Origin of the sequence: Streptomyces sp. NTH33 (assembly GCF_003236365.1) — a bacterium.
GTDB lineage: Bacteria > Actinomycetota > Actinomycetes > Streptomycetales > Streptomycetaceae > Streptomyces.
Genome location: NZ_POTZ01000035.1, coordinates 1 through 15,430 on the forward strand (window position 1 = coordinate 1; position 15,430 = coordinate 15,430).

The 15,430-nt window shown below is 71.2% G+C and carries 16 protein-coding genes and 1 pseudogene; 13 read left to right on the plus strand and 4 right to left on the minus strand.

Going from position 1 to position 15,430, the window contains the following annotated elements; genetic code table 11:
* Positions 1-997: 997 nt before the first annotated feature.
* Entirely contained in the window at positions 998-1,729 is a 732-nt protein-coding gene (locus C1I97_RS05825) for a ferritin-like domain-containing protein (RefSeq protein WP_111002147.1), read from the minus strand.
* A gap of 209 nt (positions 1,730-1,938) precedes the next feature.
* On the opposite strand from C1I97_RS05825, the gene C1I97_RS39685 reads away from it, so the two are divergent.
* The 4 genes from C1I97_RS39685 to C1I97_RS05840 all read left to right on the plus strand — a co-directional run bounded on the left by C1I97_RS39685 (position 1,939) and on the right by C1I97_RS05840 (position 4,187).
* Positions 1,939-2,103 (plus strand): hypothetical protein, encoded by a 165-nt coding sequence (locus tag C1I97_RS39685; protein ID WP_181446585.1) that lies wholly within the window; start codon positions 1,939-1,941, stop codon positions 2,101-2,103.
* A 43-nt stretch (positions 2,104-2,146) separates the two neighbouring features.
* On the plus strand, positions 2,147-2,386 hold the full coding sequence (locus C1I97_RS05830; protein ID WP_111002148.1) for a hypothetical protein: 240 nt from the start codon (positions 2,147-2,149) through the stop codon (positions 2,384-2,386).
* Positions 2,387-2,808: 422 nt separating this feature from the next.
* Entirely contained in the window at positions 2,809-3,423 is a 615-nt protein-coding gene (locus tag C1I97_RS05835) for a DUF1326 domain-containing protein (protein WP_111002149.1), read from the plus strand.
* Positions 3,420-4,187, plus strand: a complete 768-nt coding sequence (locus C1I97_RS05840) for a DUF2182 domain-containing protein (RefSeq protein WP_258382435.1) — start codon at positions 3,420-3,422, stop codon at positions 4,185-4,187. The genes C1I97_RS05835 and C1I97_RS05840 overlap by 4 nt, the downstream gene beginning before the upstream one ends.
* Positions 4,188-4,234: 47 nt before the next feature.
* Here C1I97_RS05840 and C1I97_RS05845 read toward each other — a convergent pair whose 3' ends face one another.
* Entirely contained in the window at positions 4,235-4,825 is a 591-nt protein-coding gene (locus C1I97_RS05845; RefSeq protein WP_111002151.1) for a VCBS repeat-containing protein, read from the minus strand.
* A 348-nt stretch (positions 4,826-5,173) separates the two neighbouring features.
* Here C1I97_RS05845 and C1I97_RS42920 point away from each other — a divergent pair.
* From C1I97_RS42920 to C1I97_RS05875, 7 genes and pseudogenes are all read left to right on the plus strand, one after another.
* Positions 5,174-5,293, plus strand: a pseudogene (locus C1I97_RS42920) (DUF7677 family protein); the annotation flags it as partial.
* A 125-nt stretch (positions 5,294-5,418) separates the two neighbouring features.
* Entirely contained in the window at positions 5,419-6,039 is a 621-nt protein-coding gene (locus tag C1I97_RS05850) for a DUF2975 domain-containing protein (protein WP_111002152.1), read from the plus strand.
* Positions 6,039-6,263: a helix-turn-helix domain-containing protein gene (locus tag C1I97_RS05855; RefSeq protein ID WP_111002153.1), complete on the plus strand. Its 225-nt coding sequence runs from the start codon at positions 6,039-6,041 to the stop codon at positions 6,261-6,263. Before C1I97_RS05850 ends, C1I97_RS05855 begins: the two co-directional genes overlap by 1 nt.
* A gap of 139 nt (positions 6,264-6,402) precedes the next feature.
* Entirely contained in the window at positions 6,403-7,131 is a 729-nt protein-coding gene (locus tag C1I97_RS05860) for a TetR/AcrR family transcriptional regulator (RefSeq protein WP_111002154.1), read from the plus strand.
* A gap of 39 nt (positions 7,132-7,170) precedes the next feature.
* Positions 7,171-8,325, plus strand: coding sequence for an MAB_1171c family putative transporter (locus C1I97_RS05865; RefSeq protein WP_111002155.1), 1,155 nt, complete (start codon positions 7,171-7,173; stop codon positions 8,323-8,325).
* 328 nt (positions 8,326-8,653) lie between these two features.
* Positions 8,654-9,094: a helix-turn-helix domain-containing protein gene (locus tag C1I97_RS05870; RefSeq protein ID WP_111002156.1), complete on the plus strand. Its 441-nt coding sequence runs from the start codon at positions 8,654-8,656 to the stop codon at positions 9,092-9,094.
* Complete coding sequence (locus C1I97_RS05875; protein ID WP_258382436.1) at positions 9,091-9,732, plus strand: toxin; 642 nt, start codon at positions 9,091-9,093, stop codon at positions 9,730-9,732. The genes C1I97_RS05870 and C1I97_RS05875 overlap by 4 nt, the downstream gene beginning before the upstream one ends.
* 10 nt (positions 9,733-9,742) lie before the next feature.
* Here C1I97_RS05875 and C1I97_RS05880 read toward each other — a convergent pair whose 3' ends face one another.
* Together C1I97_RS05880 and C1I97_RS05885 are read right to left on the minus strand one after the other, a co-directional pair.
* Positions 9,743-13,198: an aminotransferase class I/II-fold pyridoxal phosphate-dependent enzyme gene (locus tag C1I97_RS05880; RefSeq protein WP_111002171.1), complete on the minus strand. Its 3,456-nt coding sequence runs from the start codon at positions 13,196-13,198 to the stop codon at positions 9,743-9,745.
* A gap of 81 nt (positions 13,199-13,279) precedes the next feature.
* On the minus strand, positions 13,280-14,221 hold the full coding sequence (locus tag C1I97_RS05885) for an NAD-dependent epimerase/dehydratase family protein (RefSeq protein WP_111002157.1): 942 nt from the start codon (positions 14,219-14,221) through the stop codon (positions 13,280-13,282).
* Positions 14,222-14,500: 279 nt separating this feature from the next.
* Between C1I97_RS05885 and C1I97_RS05895 the strand changes: the two genes are divergently transcribed.
* Both C1I97_RS05895 and C1I97_RS05900 read left to right on the plus strand, forming a co-directional pair.
* Complete coding sequence (locus C1I97_RS05895; protein WP_111002159.1) at positions 14,501-14,725, plus strand: cold shock domain-containing protein; 225 nt, start codon at positions 14,501-14,503, stop codon at positions 14,723-14,725.
* A gap of 133 nt (positions 14,726-14,858) precedes the next feature.
* Positions 14,859-15,179: a GYD domain-containing protein gene (locus tag C1I97_RS05900; protein WP_111002160.1), complete on the plus strand. Its 321-nt coding sequence runs from the start codon at positions 14,859-14,861 to the stop codon at positions 15,177-15,179.
* Positions 15,180-15,430: the final 251 nt, after the last annotated feature.

Below are 15,430 nucleotides of genomic sequence, written 5' to 3' on the forward strand. Positions count from 1 at the left end.
CACTCACCCTGACCAACTCCCTCGCCTGTCCCGTGGCCCATCGCCCCGGCCCGGCGGCCGCATCCGCACGAGAGCCACGGACGCGACCACCACCGGCGAACACCACCGAGTAGCCCCATCCCTCTGAATCAAACGAATGTGCGGCAATGAGAGCGCGGCGTTGGCCGGCGGGGCGGCCGCCGCCGCGTTCGTCCGTGACCACGTCGAACGGTGCTCCGCGTCCGGCGACCCCGACCGCTCCCGCGGACGTGACCACGGCCACCCCCGGATCGAGCTCCTGAAGCGGTGCTCGCCGGCTGACCTCACGATCGCGGACAACAGAATCCCCGTGGTCACGTCCGCCGCCGTCCCGTTCACCTGGGCTACGCACTGGTCTGCGCGGGACAGGCGGTTGAGTCGGTCGCTGCCGGACGGGCCGGTAGAAGCTGCAAGGGTGCGCAGACGGGGGTGGCGACTCCGATGAGTTCGACCAGGCCGTTGCCGCCGGTGGGTGGGGCGAGTTCGGACCAGTTGAGAGAGGGGGCGATTGCGCACGAAAGTGACCAGTTCAGCCCTGCGACCTTTTTGGCTTTCCATCAGTCGCTTCCTCCCTCGTGAACCCCGTCGAAGCGGCTTGTCACCGCTGGCAAGCGACTGCGGTGGCACACCACCGATTGCATGGCGTGTGCCCCCACGGGGCCCGGCTGAGGCAGGGCAGCGAAGTGCGGCAACCACCGCAACCGACCGTGGCCCCCAGCGGCCTTTGATGACCGCACGACCGGCGTCCTGGACCGTAACGGCCGTCCGGCCGAGAGCTCGGGACGAGTTCGGGACGAGCTCGGGAGGAAGAGGTCGCCGTGCCACAGCCGCGCCAGACGCAGGGGCCTGTCACGGTCGACCAGGGCGCCTGGAAGGCTGAACTGAGCCGACCGGCTCGGCCGGCGAAGCTGCAGGTCACCAGCCCTGCGCCCCAGGCTCCCCCTGAAGAGGCGGGCGGGAAGCGGTGGGCTGTCCGTTGTCAGCCCTCGCTCGTCCATGCGTCTGGGCGGGGCACCAGCACCGCGGAGACGACCGCGCCGGACGAGGCCACGACATCGGCCACGAATCGCAGGCGCCCGATGCCGAGCCGTCGCAGCGCCGGACCGTGGTCGGCGGCGACGACGAGGGAGGCCGCGAGCAGAAGAAGTCGCCACAGGACCATCACCGGGCGGCGTATCGCTCGGGGCAACTCCGCCAGGGAGGCGTGCAGGCGCTCGCAGTGGAACGGGACGTGGCGCTGCTCGTCGGACAGGATTCGCCCCGCCACGTCCGAAGTGAGCGAGTCGTCGGTGCCGTCGCGCAGGGCCCGGTAATAACGCAGTGCCACCACTTCCGCGATCATCAGCACCAGCAGTTCCATGCGCAGGCCCATGAGACGCCGCAGCCGTACGAAGACCGTGTCGCTCCAGTGGCCGGTCAACGTCGGTACACCACCCGCGGCCAGCAGCCGAGCGAGGAGACGGGCGTGGTTCTGCTCCTCGGCGACGAAGAGCCGGACCGCCTGCGCGTAGTCGCCGTCGCCTGCCTCATCCGCTTTGCCGACGAGGTTGGCGCCGTCACCGTCCTCGCCGACCTGGAAGCGCTGAATGCTGGCCCACACCGCCGGATGCAGCGTCGCGCTCCGCCCCCAGTCCGGGTCGCCCTGGGCGCGCCTGCGCTCGCGCTCGTCCTCGAACCGCCTTGTCCACTTGGCGAAGCCGTCCGTGTGCACCCGGTGTCCCCTCTCCGGGGCACGGCCACCGTGCCCCGGAGAGGGACGACGCCGGCGGACACCGAGCCGTTCCACTGACCGGGTTCCCGAAGCGGGTGTCGCAGGTTCGAAGCCTGCCGGGGGCGCTGGCGCGTTCACCGTGGATCAGGATGCCGAGACGGGCCTTCACAGGGGGTGCGCTAGCGTCCGGCGGCATGAGGAGAAATGGGGTGGGGCTCCGCCTGGCCGCTGCCGTGGCCGTTTCGGGGCTGGTGCTGGTGGGGTTGCCCGCGTGGTATTTCCTGGCCTCCTACGGCTGTGGCGAGGGCGAGGACCGGCTTGCCGAAGTGATGGCCGGCGCGGCGGTGCTGGACACGGCCCCAAAGGGGGGCTGATCCGACGGACCGGTACCGGAGTTGCGACGACGACGATCGCTTCGTGGTCGTCGGGACGCAGTACCGGTACGGCGGGTCCCCGAAGAGCGCCTTGGCTCACTACCAGAAGGCCGCCGGGGCGGACGGCCGGCGGCCGAGCACCACGGCCGAGGGCGGGACGGTGTCCGGTTGTTTCACCAAGTCGATGGGCGGGACGACCGCCTGCCTGGGCATAGAGGGTCCGGACGACGGCCTGCTCCATGTGGAGATCGTCGCGGACCGCGCGGGTTCGCAGTGGTGCTGAGGAATTGACCGCCATGGGGCCCGGTGGTCCGCGGAGGAGCAGGACCGAGGTCGGTCGGCAACAGGCACACGTCGGTTTCTGTCACCACAGGGGCGACGAGCTCGTGTACCCGTGCCTGCCGCCGCCGGAGGCCGTGCAGGCGGGCGTGATGTGGCGGGCGTGATGTGGCGGGCGTGGTGTGCGGGTGCGGGTGCGGGTGCGGGACTAGCCTGGGAAGTACTCGGGCGGCCGTTCGGGCCAAGGAGCTCTCCTGGTGTCGATCTTGTGGCCGAGCGGGCGCGTGGCACGCGCCCACGGCCCCGTTCCCCCTCATGAGGTCGAGGCGCCGCACAAGGCCGGCGCTCGTATCAGGCCTTTCGCTCTGTTGGCTGGGCGCCACTCCTCGTCACCGACAGGCGCGTGAACCAGGCAGGAGTACAGCGATGGCTTGGAATGTGAACGGTACGTATCTGGAGAGCTGCAACTGCGACACCGTGTGTCCGTGCACCACCTCGGGCCTGACCGCACCCGCCGACAACGAGCGCTGCCAGGTGACTCTCGCGTTCCACGTCGCACGGGGTGAGGTCGACGGCGTGGACGTGTCGGACCGCAGCGTCGTCGTCTTCGCCGACGCGCCCCGCGTGATGGCCGACGGCGGCTGGCAGGTCGTGCTGTACGTCGACGCTTCGGCCGACGACAGCCAGGCGGACGCACTGGGCAGGGTCTTCTCCGGGCAGGTGGGCGGACCGATGGCGGCGCTCGCCCCCCTCATCGGCGAGGTCCTCGGCGTCGAACGCGTTCCCACCGCCTTCCACGACGACGGTCGCCGCCACACGGTGCGGGTGGCGGACGCCATCGACATCGAGATCGAGGACCAGGTGGCCCCGCAGTTCGGCGAGGACGGCCCCGTGATGGGGCTGACCGGCATGTTCCACCCGGCGAACAGCACGTTGACGGTCGCCCGGTCGACGCGGGCCATCGGCAGTGGCGTACACGGCCGTTCATGGGACTTCACCGGCCGCAACGCACACTCGGCGCCCTTCTCATGGTCGGCGTGACCAGGACGACGACCACAGCCCGGTACGGCGCGCGCTACTCCGGGCCGGTGCTGCTCACGGCGGCCGCGGCCTGGGCGTGGGTGGCGCTGCGCCGGGGGGACATGGGGTCCCGGACCATGGCCGGGGACCTGTCCGCCTTCATGGGCGTGTGGACGGTCATGATGGCCGCGATGATGCTGCCGGCCACGGCGCCTGTCGCCTCGTTGTACGCGCGGACGGTCCCCGTTCACCGGACGCCGCGCATGATCGCGTTCACCGCCGGCTACGTGCTGGTCTGGGCCGCCGCCGGGCTGCCTGCGTACGCCCTGGCCGTCGGCGCGACGCACGTCACCACCACACATCCCACGGCGGGGAGAGCGGCGGCCGCCGCCGTCTTCGCCGTCAGCGGTGTCTACCAGCTCACCGCCCTCAAGGATTTCTGCCTCACCAAGTGCCGCTCACCGATCGGCCTGTTGCTGCGCTACGCGTCGTACCGCGGCCCCTCGCGCCACCTACGTGCCGGAGCGCACCACGGCGTGTTCTGCCTGGGGTGCTGCTGGTCCTTGATGCTGCTGCTCATGGCGTTCGGTGTGATGAACCTTTGGGCCATGGTGGGCCTGGCCGCCGTCGTCGTCGCGGAGAAACGCTTGCCGCGGGGCCGTCTTGTCGCCCGGGTCGTCGGCCTCACCTCGCTCGCGTTCGCGGTCGCCGTCTTCTGGGTGCCCCTGCTGGCTCCCAACCTCACAGGCGGTGGCATGACCGGGATGGGCCTCCGTCACCTGTGACACGCGCCATGCGGCCGCAGGTCGGCAAGGTTCCCGCCCCTGAATACTCAATCTCCCCGAGCCGAGGGGGTGTCGCAGGTCGGGTAGAACGCCGTCAGGTCGGCCTCGGGCATGGAGTCGGGGGTCTTCTGGTCGGTCTGGCCGGCTTCCTTCGTGTACCGCCTGTTCGTGTCGTCGGGCTCCCGGTCGAGCCCCTTCTCGCCGCCGAGGCGGGCCGTCGTCGCGTAGACGCCGTCGCCCTCGTGGCCGTAGGACGCGAGGTCCGGGTGGTGGTCGTGGTCGTAGTCGGCGACGGAGACGGCGCGCGGCTCGGTCAGGTCGACGTGGTGATCGCTCTGTCCGCGCCCGCGCGCCGAGAAGGGCCCGAGCCGCAGCTCGGAGACGTCCGACTGCAACGGGTCGTCGCCCCCGAACGCGCCGGTGGCGGCGATGAAGAGGTCGTTCCAGCCGTCCTGGTCGAAGTCGGCCACGACGGCCAGCACGTCCTTCGCACCCTCACCGCGATCCCCGACGAGGTCCCGGGGACCCGCCTTCGTGTCCCGCCCGTTCTCGGCTCCGAAGGTGATGACCAGGCCGGCGCCGGTGAGGGAGGGAGGAGAGACACGGTCGGCCGTGCCGTCGCCGTTCAGGTCGGCCACGAGGCCTCCGGAAGGCGTCACGCAACTTCTGATCGCGGGCCCGGCAGCCGGGCCCGCGGGCGGATCGCCTCGGCCGTCGCCGCATCCGGCCAGCAGGGCGGTCGACGCCACGAGCGCCAGTACGCGGCACGCCCGCCCGGCTGTTCGTCCCCCACCGCGCACGCCCTGCCCGCCTTTCCCCGAAGCTCGATCGGATCGGCCTCCTGCCGGCCGCTTGGTCCGACGTCGCCCGGGGAGGGCAATGAACGAGCAGAGGCTGTCCGAAGTACGCGCGTCAAAGTACCTGGCCTCAACCTCTGAGGATCTCCAGCGGCCGTTGGCGGTGCTCGACAACACGTCGACGAGCACGGTCGAACGCTCAACGAGGGCGACGCACAGTACCGTGCCGCCCAGTGGATTCGCAGCCGGTGTGATCCCGGCTACCGGGTGGAGCCGCCGTTCGAAGCGTGGGAGGCCGAACTTCACTGACAAGTCTTCCCGGGAACCCCCGGGAACTTCTGGGAACCCCCGGGAACCCATGGGTTTGACAGCTACTTATCGCTTATCGATAATATCGACAAACGATAAGAACGCTGCGAGCGGCAGGGAGAGCCATGGGTACGAAGTCCTGGTGGAGCCGGACCGACAGTCGGCTGCTGGAGGCCGCTCTGGGCCTGGCCGCTGTACTGGTCGGCGTCTTCGGGATGCTGCTCCCGGCCCTCGGGGTGGCCGGCCTCGTCGACCCGGTGGACACCCGCGAGGTCGAGACCGGGACCGCGACCCGGGTACCGGGCGCCGTGACCGACGCGGCGGCGGGACACGGCATGACCCTCACCGGTGCTCACCAGGCCGACCTCGTCCTCACCGACCCCGGCCTGAGCCAGCGCCTGCTGCTCGCCGTGCCGGAGTTCACCGGCAGCCTGCTCCTGCTCCTCATCCTGGTCCTCCTCCTGCGGATGGCCCGGACCCTGCGCGACGGCGACGTCTTCGTACCGGAGAACGCCCGGCGCCTGAGCGTCATGGGACTCACCGTGCTGGTGCAGGCCGTCCTCTCCCCGGTGCTGACGGCGGTCACCACACAGGCGCTGGTGGGCAGCACCCCCATGGCCGACCACATCCTCTTCTCGGCCACCTTCTCCGGCAAATACGTCCTGCTCGCCTTCCTCGTCCTGGCCCTGGGCGAGGTCTTCCGGCGCGGTACGAAGCTGCGCGCCGACACCGAGGGACTGGTCTGATGCCGCCGGAGGAGGAACACCGGGTCCAGGTCCATCTGGACCGGCTGCTGGCCGACCGCGGCATGACCCTGTCCGAACTGGCGGCCAGGGTCGGGGTGACGGTCGTCAACCTCTCCGTACTGAAGAACGGCCGGGCGAGGGCGATCCGCTTCTCCACCCTCACCGCGATCTGCCGCGAACTGGACTGCGGGCCCGGCGATCTGCTCAGCATCCGCGAGGACTGACCTCCAGAGGACTGACCTCCAGAGGAATGACATCCAGAGAATCACCCCTGCCTCTGGTGTGGCCGGATCTCTGCGGGCGGCCGGGGTGCCCGGGCAACGGCACTTATGGCCGCGGCGGCCGGCGGTTACGGTGTGGACCATGGAGGATTCCGGAACGAGATCCGCCGGCGAGAGCATCGGGCTCCCGGCCGTCATCAAGACCGCCGCGCGCCAACTGCTGGTGAAATCGGGCGCCGGAGGGCTGTCCCTGGATGCCGTTGCCCGCGGCGGCGGTCTTGCCGTCACCGATGTGGAAGCCGTCTTCCCGCATCGGGACGCCCTGTTGACCGCGCTGGTCGTCGACGCCTACAACGAGTCCGGCGCCGCGATGGAGCAGGCCGACCGGGCCGCCGGGGACGCCGGCGCGTCGGCGGGCGCGCGCCTCCTCGCGGTCGCTCGCGCGCTGCGGCGGTGGTCCTTCGACAACCCCGCCGAGTTCGCGCTGATCTACGGTTCGCCCGTCCCGGACTACCACGCCCCGCAGGACACGGTCCCGCCCGCCTCGCGCACCCCCGCCGTGCTGGCCGGCATCGTGCGTTCGGCGCTCCAGGCCGGTGACCTCACCCCGCCCCGGCGGGCGGTGCCCGGGCCGCCGCTGCTCCTGCCCCAGGCCGTGGAGCTCTTCGGAGGCGCGCCCGAGGCTCCCTTCTCGGACGTCATCGAGCGCGGCATCGTGCTGTGGAGCAATCTGATCGGGCTCCTGGTGTTCCAGGTCTTCAGCCGTACCCACGACAGTGTTCGGGACGAGTCCGCGTTCTTCGACTTCGCCATCGCCGTGGCGGCCGAAGGCGTCGGACTCGTGGTTCCTCTGGGCGAGAACACCGACTGACCGTCCGCCGCGTGCGTGGCACCCACAGGGAATCAGGCCGTGAACACCACCAAGACCCTCTGCTTCGTCATCGCGGCGCTCTCGTCGTACGCCGCGCTCGTCTGCCGGCTGTGCCAAGTACGGCGCGACTGGCGGGACAACGCCTACCGCACCCTGGTCGTCACCCTGCTGTTCCAGTGCCTCACCTTCACGATGGGTGCCGTCGCCATGGGAAGCGAGAGCTTCCTGGGCGTCGGCAACCTCGCCATCCTGGTGATGCACATGTCGGCGGTCGCCTTCTGCGTCAGCGCGCAGATCATCCTGCTGCACTGGGCGGCCGACGACGAGAAGGCCGTACGGAGGACCCGCTACTGGCTGATCACCGGCATCGCCCTCAACGCGCTTCTGACGGCGCTCTTCTTCGTCGCCGACGGCCCCGGCCGGCCGGCCACGGACTTCAACACCGGCAGCGGCCGGCCGCTGATCCTCACCTACCTCCTGGTCTTCATCGTCTCCCAGGCGGTTCCGTGCGTCACCATCTTCCGCCAGTGCGGGCCCTACGCCCGTATGACCGACAACGCCTCTCTGCGACAGGCCCTGCGGCTGCTCTCCGTCGCCGCGGTGATCCTCTTCCTCTACTGCCTGGCCAGGACGGTCAACATCCTCACCGCCGCGTCGGGCATCGACATCGGTGTCTGGCAGCTCGCCGCGTCCGTCTTCAGCGCGGTGGGCATCGTGACCCTCTCGCTCAGCCTGACCATGTCCTCCTGGGGGCCCCCGGCCGCCGGACTGCTGGACTGGGTGCGCAGTTACCGGTCGTACCGGGCCCTGTACCCGCTCTGGCGGGACCTGTACGAGTCCTCCCCGGACATCGTCCTGGAGCCGCCGGGGGCCTCGGTCCTCGACCTCGACTACCGCCTCCACCGGCGGGTCGTCGAGATCCGGGACGGATGGCGGGACCTGCGCCCCTACATCGACCGCGGCGCCAACGGCGTCGACGGCGCGGCCCCGGGGGCGAGCGAGGAGTCCCGGCAGGCGTTCGCCGAGGCGGCACAGATCAGACGGGCCCTGCACGCCAAGCGCACCGGCACCGTCCCCGAAGACAACAAGGATGTCGGCGACTTCGAAGATCGTGATTCGGACAACTTCACCGCGGAGGTCGCATGGCTGACCAAGGTCGCGTCCGCCTACCGCAAAGCCGGTGACACGGGTTGAGAGCTCCCGCCCGGTCCGTCCCCCGTTGGACCGGGCGGGGTTCCCCCGGCTGCTCTCCCCCGTGATCCCCCGTTCTCCCGCCTGGTCGGGCAGGTGTCTCCCGCGCGGGCCGGCCCGCCCCGTCGTCCGGGCCGGGCCGGCCCGGCACCGCCGGCACCCCCGCGCCCCGGCAACCAACTCGGCTACCCCCGTAAGTCAAGTTAGCTGCCAGTTATCGGCGGGCTTCCACGGTGGCTGAGTCCCGGCCGATTGTCAACTGTCAGTTAATCTGCGAGACTTGGAATTAGCTGAGGGCATCGCCGAGGAGGTGTCGGGAGGGAGATTCGCAGTGTCCGAGACCGACGACCGGCCCCTGCTGGCAGTGCGTCTGGACCAGCTCTTCAAGACAGTTCGCCCCAAGGGCAGGCACTGGACCAACGCCGAGGTGGCGGAGGAGCTGAAGCGGACCAACCCCGAACTCAGGGTCGGGGGTGTGTACCTGTCGCAGTTGCGGACGGGCAAGCGCTCCAACCCCTCGTCGGAGCTTCTGGCCGCCCTGTCCAAGTTCTTCGGCGTGTCCGTCGCCTATTTCTTCGACGACAAGGTCGCCGAGTCGGTGCTCAGCGAGATCGCCGCCGTCGAGGCACTGCGGCAGTCGGGCGTCCGCGCCGTGGCGATGCGGGCGGCCGGGATGAGGAAGGAAAACCTCCGGGCCATCACGGCCATCATGGACCAGTACCGGCAGATGCAGGGCCTTCCGCCCGTCACCGACTCCTCGGAGCCGGGGTGAGAGGCGCCAGGAAGGGGCAGCCGGCCGGTCAGGACCGCCGCAGTCGGCTCAAGAGGCTCCGGAAGGCCGGCGCGCGGCGGATCGCCGAACTCGATCTGCCGAAGGTGACCGATGTGGCCGAGCTCTGCCGCTACATCGGGGAGATCCGCAACCGTCCCATCACGCTGGTCCCCCTGCAGATGCCCGCGTCGCACCCGTGCGGCATGTGGGTCGCCGCACGCGACGAGGACCTCATCTTCTACGACGCCAACACCACCAGCGCGCATCAGGAGCACATCATCTTGCACGAGCTGGGCCACATCATCTGCTGCCATCGCGGGGCGGGCTGGCTGGACGAGGCGAGCGCTCGTCTCCTCTTCCCCAACCTGGATCCCGACCTCGTGCGCGACATGCTCCTGCGCGCGACCTATGACGACGTCCAGGAGCAGGAGGCGGAGATCATCGCCTATCTGCTCTCCCAACGGGTGGGCAGCACCGAGGAGGGGCAGGGCACGCCCCCGGCCGGGAGAGCCGGGGACGGCGAGGACAGCCGGGGCGGCCGGGGCGGCCGGGACAAGGGGAACAGCGGAGACCGCGGGGACGGCAGGGAATCCGCGAACAGTGCCGTGCTCAGCCGGATCGAACGCACCCTGATCTGAAGTGAGCCACTCATCCCCCGTCGGCTGCCCCCTCCTCGGCCAGGATCGCCACGGCCCGGCGGATGTCCTCCTCACGGTGCTCACTGGTGACGAAGAACCGCAGCCTCGCGCGCCCCTCCTCCACGGCGGGGTGGAAGATCGGATCGGCGATGACGCCCCGGTCGAACAGCCGGTCCGCGACGCGCAGGGTCCTCGCCGAGCCGCCGAGGAGGCACGGCACGATCGGGGTGTGGGCGCCGGCGCCCGTGGCCAGACCGGCCGAGGCGGCGAGGTCCCGGAAGAGGCCCGCGTTCCGCCGCAGCGTGCGCACCCGGTGCGGTTCCGCGTCGATCAGCTCGGTGGCGGCCAGTGCCGCGGCCGCGTTGGCCGGAGTCAGGCCGACGCTGTAGACGAAGCCCGGCAGCGTGTGCCGCAGCCACCGCACCGTCCGGGCCGAGCCACCGAGGTAACCGCCGCAGCTGGCGAAGGCCTTGGACAGGGTGCCCATCCACAGGTCCACGTCGGACCGGTCGGCGCCGAAGAACTCACCGACGCCACGGCCGCGTTCGCCCACGGTGCCGATGCTGTGCGCCTCGTCGACCATCAGCAGGGCACCGTAACGCCTCTTCAGCTCGATCACGGCGGGCAGGTCGACGAGGTCGCCGTCCATGCTGTAGGCGCCCTCGACGGCGATCAGTACCCGCCGGAACCGGGACCGGTTGAGCCGGAGCAGGTGTTCCAGCCGGCCGATGTCGTTGTGGGGGAACGGACGTCGCGCCGCCCCGGACAGCGCACAGCCCTGAAGAATGCTGTCGTGGGCGAGCGCATCGTGCACCACGAGGTCCCCGGCGCCGACGAGGTGTCCTATCGCGGTGACATTGGTGGCATGGCCGCTCACCAGCGCCAGGCAGTCCTCGACGCCGAGGAAGTCGGCGAGCGCCCGCTCCAGCCGTACCGTCAGGTCCCTTTCGCCGGAGAGCGGGCGGCTCGCGGAGACCGAGGTCCCGTACCGGTCCACCGCCTGGTGCACGGCCTCGTCGACCGCCGGATGGCCGGAGAGCCCCAGGTAGTTGTAACTGCCGAAGGACAGGTACGCCCGGCCGCCGATCACGGTCGTGTCGCGGATGGTGCCCTGGTGGACCCGGAAGTACGGGAAGTCCGCGCCACTGCCGGCGATCGAACCCAACTGGTCCTCGAACCGCCGCACTTCCGGGAAGTCGTCGACGCACGCGGTCTCCGTGTCCCACTCCGCCCGTGTCTTCCGGGGCAGCGGCTCACCGGGGGCCGGTGGCTGCGTGAGGTGCGGATCGGCCAGGGCGATCAGCTTCTCGACGGTGAGGCCGGGCGAGAACACCTCCTCGGAGCGGAAGCCCGGTATCCGCTTGGCGATGTTGACCTCCAGCTCCTGCAGCATCAGCGAGTCGAAGCCGAGGTCGGTCACCAGCTCCATCCGCTCGCTCAGGTCGGCGAGGGGGAAGACGCCGACCCGCGACACCTCTTCGAGCACGATGGGTGCGACGGCTCCACCACCGGCCCGCGCCGCCTCGGACACCGGCTCGGACACCGGCTCGGGCATCAGCCCGGCCATAGGCTCGGACACCGGCTCGGGCATCGGCTCGGGAGGACTCACCGGGGTGGTTTGCCCCGTCTCGCGAGCCGACTCGTCGACCGCCCAGTGGTGGCGCGGGGCGAGCGGGCTCGGCGGCAGGGTGCACGGGGGTGTCCGCTCCATCACCGGACGGATCCCCGGCTCGGTGACCGCACGCCCGGCGAGCCGGCGCAACGCGGCCCCGCGTGCCTCGGCGGGCAGCTCCCCCGGCATCGGCACGGCGACCTCGTGCGGCTCACCCGGGGGCACCGTGCCGGCCGCCTGCCCCGGCCCGAGTTCTCCCGTACGGCCCGCCGCCACGGCCTCGGCCGCCGCGGTCAGCCGGGTCACGGCGTCGTCGGCGTCCTCCGCCACCAGGGCGAGGCGTTCCGTGAGGGGAGTCCTGCGCGCCAGGGTCCGCGCCACCTCGGCCGGCGACAACTGGTCGTCGGCGATGGTGCGCGCCAGCTCCCGGGCGTAGCGGGCCAGTCCGGCCCGGTCGCGGGCGCTGAGCACCAGCAGGTGCGGCCCCTCGTCCGGTACCCGGCGGGCCGGTTCCGTGGCGCACTCCTCCACCACCAGGTGGACTCCGGTGCCGCCGAAGCCGAAGGCGCTCACCCCCGCCCGGCGCGGCTGCCCGGCCCCCGGCCAGCGGACCGGCGCCGTCGGGACGGTCAGCCGCGCGGCCTCGAGTCCGGAAGCGTCGGCCAGGCCGAACTCCGGCTGCGGCGGTACCACTCCCCGGTGCACGGCCAGGGCGGTCTTGATGAGTCCGGCCATCCCCGCGGCGCCGAGCGAGTGGCCGACCACCGCCTTCACCGCACCGAGGAAGGCGGGTGCGGCCCCCTCACCGCGCAGTGCGCGCAGGGCATCGAGCTCGACCGGATCACCGACCGCGGTCCCGGTGCCGTGCGCCTCCACATAGCCCACCGCGTCCGGGGGCAGGCCCGCGTCCCGGTAGGCCCGGCGCAACGCACGGAGCTGACCGGCCGCCTGGGGCTCCATACCGCCCCGCACGGTCCCGTCGTTGGCCGTACCCACCCCCCGGATCACCGCGTAGACCCGGTCGCCGGCCGCCAGCGCGTCGGCCAGGGGCCGCAGCACCAGGATCCCGGCGCCCTCTCCCAGGACGAAGCCGTCGGCCGCCGCGCCGAACGGCAGGCACCTGCCGCTGCGCGAGATGGCGCCGACCCGGCACAGCCCCACCAGCAGATCGGGGGTGAGCAGCAGTTGGGCGCCACCGGCGAGTGCGATACGGCATCGGCCCGCGCGCAGGGCGAACACGGCGTTGGCCACGGCCATGAGCCCACCGGAACACGCCGAGTCCAGCGCATAGCTCTCGCCGTGCAGATCGAGGACCGAGCTGATCGTGTTCGGCCCCATGTTGAGCAGGAGCCCGGCCACGGAGGTGCCGTGCAGCCCTCCGACCGCGCGGACCGTCTCCGACCACCGTGGGTCGGACGCCCGCGCCCCGAACTCGCCGCCGGCCAGCTGGCGCATGCGGATCCGCAGGGTGCTGATCTCGCGGTAGCCGCTCTCGGTGAGCGCCGTGATCACCGAGGTCTCCTCGCGGTCGAAGCCCTCGGCCTCCCACCCGGCGTCCTGGACCGCCTCGCGGGCGAGGTCGATCAGCAGCCGGTGCTGAGGGTCCATCGCCCTGGCCCGGCGCGGCGGGATGCCGTAGTGCGCCGCGTCGAAGTGGCCGACATCGGGCAGCAGCGCCATGGTGTCCGTGTAGACGGAGGACGTGTCACGGACGTTGTCGCCACGGACGTCGTCGCCGAGGAAGGCGGCGGTACGCCACCGCGAGTCCGGTACGGTCGAGAACTGTGCCCGCGGGGCCGTCAGCAGCCGCCAGTACTCGTTGACGTTGCGCGCCCCCGGAAACCGGCAGGCCATCCCCACGATCGCGACGTCGTCACGCCGCGCACCCACTGATCCCACTGATCCCACTGTGGAACCTCCCCCCTGTCACAGGTGTCATCCGGTGGTGGCCGACCGCTCCCGCCACCAGTCCACGGTCGCCTTGATCTGTTCGTCGAGGGACGTGGCCCGTACCGCGAACTCGGCTTCGTAGGCGCTGGAGTCGACGACGAACGGACGGTCGAACTGATAACGGACTTCCCTCAGTTCGCGGAGCAGCGGGGAGAAGACCGACGCGACGCCCAGGACGGCGGACGGCAGCCCGCGCACCGCCACCGGTCCCGTTCCCGCCTCGGCGGCGAGGCGGTCCACCATCTCCCGGGTGGACAGCGCGGGTGCCGTCGGGACGTGCCAGGGCCGTCCCCAGGCCCGCTCCTCGCCCGCGACCTCGACCAGGGCCCTGGCCACGTCGGGGACGTAGCTCCAGCTGTGCGGCGCGTCCGGGTCCCCGAGCGTGGAGACCGGCTTGCCGCGCAGCAGGCGTGGCACGACCCGCGCGGCCAGGTGCCCGCCGTCGGTCACGCCGGGCCCGAAGAAGTCCGAGGCCCGCACCTCGACCGCCTTGATCCGGCCCTGCTCGTGCAGTTCCCGCGCCTGCTCCCAGACGGCGGCGCGCACCCGCCCCTTGGGGCCGGTCGCCGCGAGCGGCAGCTGCTCCGTCAGGGGGCCGTCGACCGGGCCGTAGCCGTAGAGGTTGCCCAGCATGACCAGGACGGCCCCGGTCTCCTCGGCCGCCGCGCAGAGCGACGAGGCCAGCGGCGGCCATCCGCTCGTCCAGCGGTGGTAGGGCGGTGCGGCACAGCTGTGGATCGCGGTCGCGTCCCGCGCGGCACCGATCAGCCGCTCGCTGTCCGTCGCGTCCAGTGCGACGTGCTCGATCCCGGGCTCCGGGCTCCGGCCCGACCTGGTGACGACCCGCACCGCATGCCCCTGCTCGGCCAGCAGCCGGGCGGTGGCCGCCCCGGCGGGCCCACAACCTAAGACGACATGAAGGCTCACGCGCGCACACTAGCGCGAGCCCGTGCCGCTGTTGTGTCGGGTACGCGCCACTCGATGGCGGATTCCCATGGCCTCGGCCGGCCTCAGCAATTCCCAGCGGTTCCGTCCCGGGGCCGTGACCTCTCGCCTTCCTCCCCTTTCCGCCGGCGCCGCCCCCAGGCCCCCGTCAGCGCGGTGACCGGATCCGGGCCGGCGGGAGCGCACGGCCACCCGTCGCCGTCCTCCCGGACGTACGGGCACCAGCGGCCGGCCGCCTGCCCGAGCACTACGGTGTCGCCCATGGTGACTGCGGCTGTCCGCGAGTGGCACGAAGAGGAAGGGTGGGGAGTGCTCGACTCTCCCGAGACTCCCGGTGGCTGCTGGGGCCACTACTCCCACATCCGGATGGACGGGTTCCGCATGCTGTCGTCCGGTCGGCGGGTCGATCTCGAGTGGGAAGCTCCCGGCTTCAAGCAGGACGGGTACGAGTACCGCGCGGTGAGCATCGTGCCTCGGCCTGTCTGACATCCGCATGGGGCACCGGCGGAAAGGTTTTGGCTTCCAAGGGGTGAATCCAGCCGTTCGGCGAGTGGCGGCCCATGCGGCAGCGGGAAGCACATCCTGCGTACCGGACGATCGATGGGCAGGGAGCACCCCTATGCCGAAGTTCCTCATCCAGGCCACCTACACGCCCGAGGGCACGAAGGGCCTGCTCGCGGAAGGCGCGAGTGGCCGCCGTGCCGCCGTCGAGCAGGTCGTCACCGGACTCGGCGGGAAGGTCGAGGCCATGTACTTCGCCTTCGGCGAGGACGACATCGTGCTCGTCGTCGACTTCCCCGACCAGGTCTCCATGGCCGCCGTCAGCCTCACCGTCAAGGCCAGCGGCGCCCTCCGCACCCGGGCCACCCCCCTCCTCACCCTCGACGAGATCGACGAGGCCGCCCGCCGGCAGGTCGCCTTCCGCGCGCCCGGTGTGTGAACCGACGGGTTGTGAACCGCTGCCGGTTGATGCTGGTTGATCGTGCTCCGGTGTGCATGAGCGAGCGTCACGGTGGCGGCGCGCGGTGGGAGAAGGCTGTCGGAGCTGCCTGACACCCCTCACCCCTTGCCCATTCGGTCCTCACAGGTGCAGGAAGCAATGCCGGGACTGGTCCTGCTCGCCGAGTCGCCCTGGAAGAAATTTTCGGGATGCTGTCGATCCGGCCGCGTCCCGTTCGTCGTCTTGGTGTA

Bases quoted from the DNA above. Each gene is read 5' to 3' on its own strand.
- C1I97_RS05860 (WP_111002154.1), top strand. From the start codon at position 6,403: ATGGAGGATTCCGGAACGAGATCCGCCGGCGAGAGCATCGGGCTCCCG.
- C1I97_RS05895 (WP_111002159.1), top strand. From the start codon at position 14,501: ATGGTGACTGCGGCTGTCCGCGAGTGGCACGAAGAGGAAGGGTGGGGA.
- C1I97_RS05900 (WP_111002160.1), top strand. From the start codon at position 14,859: ATGCCGAAGTTCCTCATCCAGGCCACCTACACGCCCGAGGGCACGAAG.
- C1I97_RS05855 (WP_111002153.1), top strand. From the start codon at position 6,039: ATGCCGCCGGAGGAGGAACACCGGGTCCAGGTCCATCTGGACCGGCTG.
- C1I97_RS05880 (WP_111002171.1), bottom strand. From the start codon at position 13,198: ATGGCCTGCCGGTTTCCGGGGGCGCGCAACGTCAACGAGTACTGGCGG.
- C1I97_RS05850 (WP_111002152.1), top strand. From the start codon at position 5,419: ATGGGTACGAAGTCCTGGTGGAGCCGGACCGACAGTCGGCTGCTGGAG.
- C1I97_RS05835 (WP_111002149.1), top strand. From the start codon at position 2,809: ATGGCTTGGAATGTGAACGGTACGTATCTGGAGAGCTGCAACTGCGAC.